This window comes from Silvimonas sp., assembly GCF_031291215.1.
In the GTDB taxonomy this organism is placed as follows: Bacteria; Pseudomonadota; Gammaproteobacteria; order Burkholderiales; family Chitinibacteraceae; genus Silvimonas; species Silvimonas soli.
Genome location: NZ_JARLJK010000028.1, coordinates 1 through 5,571, shown reverse-complemented (window position 1 = coordinate 5,571; position 5,571 = coordinate 1). Strand labels below are relative to the sequence as shown.

At 56.7% G+C, this 5,571-nt stretch carries 5 protein-coding genes; 4 read left to right on the top strand and 1 reads right to left on the bottom strand.

Features of this window, described 5'->3' with window-relative positions:
• Positions 1–233: acyclic terpene utilization AtuA family protein (locus P4L78_RS01265; protein ID WP_309326441.1), on the bottom strand; the 233-nt coding region annotated here is incomplete at its 3' end.
• A 473-nt stretch (positions 234–706) separates the two neighbouring features.
• Here P4L78_RS01265 and P4L78_RS01260 point away from each other — a divergent pair.
• From P4L78_RS01260 to P4L78_RS01245, 4 genes are all read left to right on the top strand, one after another.
• Entirely contained in the window at positions 707–1,789 is a 1,083-nt protein-coding gene (locus P4L78_RS01260; RefSeq protein WP_309326439.1) for a hypothetical protein, read from the top strand.
• Complete coding sequence (locus P4L78_RS01255) at positions 1,764–2,300, top strand: VOC family protein (protein WP_309326437.1); 537 nt, start codon at positions 1,764–1,766, stop codon at positions 2,298–2,300. Before P4L78_RS01260 ends, P4L78_RS01255 begins: the two co-directional genes overlap by 26 nt.
• A gap of 509 nt (positions 2,301–2,809) precedes the next feature.
• Positions 2,810–3,493, top strand: coding sequence for a helix-turn-helix domain-containing protein (locus P4L78_RS01250; protein ID WP_309326435.1), 684 nt, complete (start codon positions 2,810–2,812; stop codon positions 3,491–3,493).
• 768 nt (positions 3,494–4,261) lie between these two features.
• The coding region (locus P4L78_RS01245) for a class I adenylate-forming enzyme family protein (RefSeq protein ID WP_309326433.1) at positions 4,262–5,571 on the top strand (1,310 nt) is incomplete at its 3' end.

Sequence of the window (5,571 nt, the reverse complement as noted above, 5' to 3'; positions counted from 1 at the left end):
TGCGACAGATAGGGGCCGATGTGCAGATCGACGAAATCGGGCAGAAACCCCGATTGCGGATTCATCCGTTTGAGATAGGCAAACAGGCCCATCGCCCCTTCGCCAAGGTAGTCGAACACGAGGTAATCCAGCCGTTCGGCGTGCAGCAGCCCGGGGACGGCAATCTCGCTGTCATTCAGTGCGCCGCTGGCCCCACCGATAAAGACCGGGCCGCGTGTTCCTGGCTGCGTCATCCTCGCTCCATCTGTTTTGCTTTGGCGCGAATGCTAGCGGGATGGATGACGCATATCGAGCTAAAAATGGATAAATATAAAACCAATGCGTAATATTTTGCGGGTGAGTGATGGCGCATTCGACGCCTGGGTCTGCACTGCGGGGCCAACGATCCGGGGCCGGCGCAAACGGTGTGCAGCCTGGAGTTCAGGCTGCCTTGCGGCGCGCAACCCAGCGTGCGGTACCAGGCGGCGGAAGGTTTGGCGCGCCAAAGCGGGTGATCGGTGAGGATCCTGCCCGCGCTACGGCTGTACGAGCACCTTCAATGCCTCCCGCGCGTTCATTGCGGATAGGGGTTCCCGCAAGATGCGGCCGGTTGCAAAACCACTTGCATAAAATGTTATCAAGCTATAACTTTCTCTGAAGTAGCGTCGACCACGGCAGAATCGGGGCAATCGCCACGGCCGTCAGGTGCATGCAAACGGAGCGAACGATGCTTGATGAAAACCGTCGCCAATTCCTGTCGAACATCCTGCAACCGGTGGCTCCACCGCGTGAAATCGACAAGCCGTTTACCGAGGAGCAGAAGCGACGTCTGCTTGACGTGGTTCATGACAAAGGCGAATGGAAACTGATACTGGCGCAACATTTCCCCAATGTTGAAGCGCTATTGGCCACTTTCGCGGGCGGCTTTCCGGAAGGGTTCACGCCAACTCTGGACATGTTTATCACGCCGACATTCCGGGGATTTTTAGCCAATTACTCGACCGTGCTCTATCCCGAAATGCACGATCTGTTCTACAATGAGGCTTTTCTTGGCCATGCCAAGTCTTATTGGAACGCAGAATATGCCAAACCGCAGATGATGCTTTTCAATATTAACGGCCCTTGCGCCAACAGTGATCCCGGACATCTCGACACACCCAGCTTCCGTGGCGTGCGTTATGAGAACTCGCCGACCTGGCTCTGTTCGGTGATGGGCAGGTCAGGGCTTTTCAGCGACTACCTCATCAAGATGGCGCAAGTGATCACCTGGTTCAGTCATGATCCGAATAGCGGTTTCACCTATTGGCCAAAGGGGCCGCTGGCTCGCCCCGAGCGGGTGAAGGCGCCGATCTACAACCGCGCGGTCGTCGTGCAAAATGAAATGCTGGTCCATCGTGGCGAGGCCAATGGCCCGGTCGAACGCCGCCGCCCCGCCGGCCTGGCTTTCGAAAGCGTGTTCACCGGTGATCCGGGTGATCGCGACGGCTGGCTCGTGAAGACCGGCGACAAGGTGATCGAGCGCTATCGCACAGACGAGCTACGCTTTCTGGTTCACTGGTCGGCCGAAGTGTTCAGCGACTTCGACGAATTAAAAAAGAACATGGATGGCTCTGACAGCCTGACACACGAACAGGCGATCGACACGCTGATCAAGGATGTGCGCTCGCGCGGCTATCAAATCGAGACGCCGACCGATCCGCTCAACGATCCGGCATTTATTCGCGCCATCAACGCCGCATACGACTTTGGCGGTCCGGCCGAATATCCTGAAGAAGCCACTGTCGATGCTCCGCTGGCTGCCGCAGCCTGACGACCTAGAAGCTTTTGATTCTAGTGGATTGTTTTTGTGCGAGGCCGATCGAGGCCCGTTCGCTTGGCAAAACGGCCGCTGCGACATTTCGATATGCGGCGAGAGAGGGTTTGGAAGTACGATGAGCATGTTCTCAAAATTGATCTGCCGCGACGAAGAAGCCATGGCCAGCTATTATCAGGCCGTTTACGGTCTCGGTGTGGTGCAAAGGGTCGCGGGCAATTCCGATGGCGAGCCATTTCGAGAGGTGATCATGGCTCCCGGGGGCGATTGGTCCAAGGGAACGCTGGTAATGTTCAATTTTACACAGCGCGAGGCTCCGCGAGATCAGCAGGTAATTCTGGGCTTCGCGACTGATGATCTTGAAGCACTTGGGGCGCGGATTGTCGCGCATGGTGGAAAGCTGGTCGGCCCGATCCGCGAGGAAGCGGACCACGGTGTGCGGGTTGTGTTTTCAACCGACCCGGAAGGTGCGTTGTGCGAAAATGTTCAGATCTACGAACGCAATTAACCTAAATGGCTAATAACCTGGAGTTTCTGGCATTATTTTGTAGAAATGTCGAGCATATCCAGAGATGTATTTCGGTACGTCAACAATAAAAAATCGATAATGGTCTCAAAGGCAGGCGGATAAGTATTTTAAAAAATAAAAATCTCTAAATTTTGGGGGAATTTATGAAATTTAATAGACCTATTATCGCTTTTTTTATAATATGATGTATCCTATTCTCAATAACTTTTCCGGTTCTGGGTAATGGTCAGGCTGGATGTACGCCCGCGGGCGACGTACAAAATGGTACCGCTGCTAGTGGATTGATCGAGACGGATGTACTTTGGCATAAAAGATTATAAATATATAAATTTATTATTATGGATCCGCCGAGAATTTTGTATTATTTTTTCGAATGAAAAGTAATTATGTTAAACTATTTTTTACGACGATCATTCGAGAATGAATCTTGCTGAATCAATAAATGCGATTTTGCAATTTGCGGCGCATTGGGGCATGGTCAATCCGATATGGATAGCACGGCAGTCGAAACCAGAACGAGACTCAGCAAGGGGCAGCGCACCGCCAGCCGCATTCTCGATGCGGCAGAAGAGTTGTTCGCCAGCGCAGGTTATGGCGCGACGTCATTGCGCGACATTGCGGATCAGGTCGGAATCCAGCAGCCTGGGCTTTACAAGCATTTTTCTGGCAAGGAGGACTTGTACCGCCGGGTTTACGAACGTGCGCTAAAACCGCTTTTCATGTTGATGGACCGTATCATCGATGGACCCGACGACATGCCCGGACTGTACGAGTTGGCCGGGCAGATGACCGATCTTTTGGCGCTCCACCCCAATATTGCGCGCTTGCTGATCCGGGCCGCGATCTCGCGGGAGAGCGATGTGGACGAGATTGCCGGCGACTGGCTGGCGGAACTGATTGCCTATGGTCATCGTATAAGTGCCAAGGCCGGCATCGTGAGCAATAACGATATTTTGGCTGTCGAAATCGTTGCCATTTTCAACATGCTGTTCGGCTATTTCTGGTCCGCGCCTCTGGTCGAGACGCTGACGGGCAAGGCGGCCGGCTCGTTACCGCTGCTTGAAATCCAGAAGGCGTTACTACAGGGCTTTGTTCGCTCCCTCAGCAGCAGCATGCCCAACCAAACGAAGTCGGGACACGATCTCACTCCAAGGCCGCCCACAGCCCGATAACCCGGACTTGCACGCGAAACGCTCGATTTGCAGTCGCGGAAACAGATGATCAGACAACCCCATTAACTTATGCAGCAAGCTTGTGTGATGCATTCCAGCGCCGCGATTTACCCTGTTCAGCGGGCATCACATTTTCGAAGTGCGCAATGAGAGTTGCAGGGCCGGTTATGCTTTCCCGGGCGGGATGGCTTCTATGGGCTGCGTCGGCCCCATTCGATTCAAATTGATATATTTTCTGATCTGGGAACTACCCTATGCGTTCTGCTTAATTGGATTTGTAACGAAAAATCCAGAAGCGATTAAGCGTCCAGATAAAGGTAGTCTCCACACGGATTCCGCTTACGAGGAATGCATCCGATAATGCATCGGATGCTGGCATTAGGCTTTCCTCTTGCAAACCAATTCACTATAATATTTGCGATTGTGGCCTTTTGGCCAAAACGTACGTCGTTATCACTTAGCATTGTTTAGCGTACTTCTAACACTATGCCCTCTTCATGGCGTCTATTATCGGCGGCCGATCACAGCGACGTTCGGGCGAATGACGTCAATTATGGCAGCCGGCAACAGCCTGCGGCCTGATTGTGCGCAGATTTAAGCTTCTTGAAATTCGCAAAACATACCTTAAAGTGATTTACAGTGTGTAAATGCGGCGAATCGCTGGGTTAAAAACGCCGCCATTGCGCCGCTGCCATGCCAAGGAGAGACCATGCCTGCCGCAGACACGCCATCCCAAGCGTTTTCGGCATATTGCCGCAGGTCATGCCCATGACCGTGCCGTCATCTGCCCAAAGCGATCCCCTTCTCGCCGAATTGACCGGGCCCGGCATGGGGTTCGAGATCGTGGAGCGGGAGGGCGCTCGCGCCTTTCGCCATGCGCCGCCGGATCTCAATCTGATGATCGAGAGCGCGCGTCGGCATGGCGACCGCACCGCGATCGTCGACTGGCGCGATGACGGCAGCGAGCGTCGCACCAGCTTTGCCGAAATCTTTGCTGCCCGCGACCGCCTTGCCGCGCAGCTTGGCGATCGGCGTGGGCAGCGCATTGCCATCTGCATGCACAACCGTGCCGAATGGATGATCGGCTTTCTGGCGGTGCTGCGCGCAGGCGGGGTCGCGGCGCTGTTCAACAGTCGGGGCTCGCCCGTCGAGCTGATCGGCATGATCGAGGAAGTGACTCCCTCGCTGGTTCTTGCCGACACCCGTGCCTTCGACGCCTTGAAGGTCGGCGGATATGCCGGACCGATGATCGACCTCACCCAGCCCGATGCCGCGCCAGAGCCGGGCGAGGGGGCTGCGTCGGGCTTGATCGCCCATACGGCATCGCCCGACGATCCGGCAGCGATCCTGTTTACCTCCGGCACTACCGGGCGGCCGCGCGGCGTCGTGCTGACCCATCGCAACCTCGTTACCGGGCTGATGACGGTGCAACTGTCGGGCATGATGGTGCTCCACGGGATTGCCCGGGCGCAAGGGTTGCCGGTCGAGACGATTCTGGCGCACATGCCGCAGCAGGCGACGCTGCTGGTTTATCCGTTGTTTCATATTTCGGGGCTTGGCTCGGGCTTCCTCTCGCCGTTGATCGCCGGCACGAAAACGATCATCCTGCGTCGCTGGAACCCGGCCGACGCGTTGCGGCTCATCGCCGACGAAGGGGTGACGGTGCTGACCGGAGTGCCCACCATGCTGTGGGATCTGCTGCGTGCCGTCGAAGCGGGCGGGGCACGGGGCGGGCTGGCCTCGCTGCGCAATGTCGCCAGCGGAGGGCAGGCGCTGCCCGTGAATCTGCTCGATGCGATCCGCGCGGCATGCCCGCAGGCGATGATGGGCACCGGCTATGGCATGACCGAATGCGCCGGTGCGCTGGCGCAGGCGGTGGGCGCCGATTTCCTGCGCAAGCGGGCCTCGGCGGGGCGCGTTCTGCCGCTTGCCGATGTGCGCATCGTCGCGCCCGATGGCACGGTGCTTGGCCCCGGCGATACGGGCGAGATCCAGGTGCGCGGGCCGTTCGTGATGCAGGGGTACTGGAACCGGCCCGAGGCGACCGCTGCGGCGTTCACTGCCGATGGCTGGCTGCG

What these genes read in the sequence shown, in the direction of transcription:
- P4L78_RS01260 (WP_309326439.1), top strand. Translation starts at nt 707, where the DNA reads ATGCTTGATGAAAACCGTCGCCAATTCCTGTCGAACATCCTGCAACCG.
- P4L78_RS01255 (WP_309326437.1), top strand. Translation starts at nt 1,764, where the DNA reads ATGCTCCGCTGGCTGCCGCAGCCTGACGACCTAGAAGCTTTTGATTCT.
- P4L78_RS01250 (WP_309326435.1), top strand. Translation starts at nt 2,810, where the DNA reads ATGGATAGCACGGCAGTCGAAACCAGAACGAGACTCAGCAAGGGGCAG.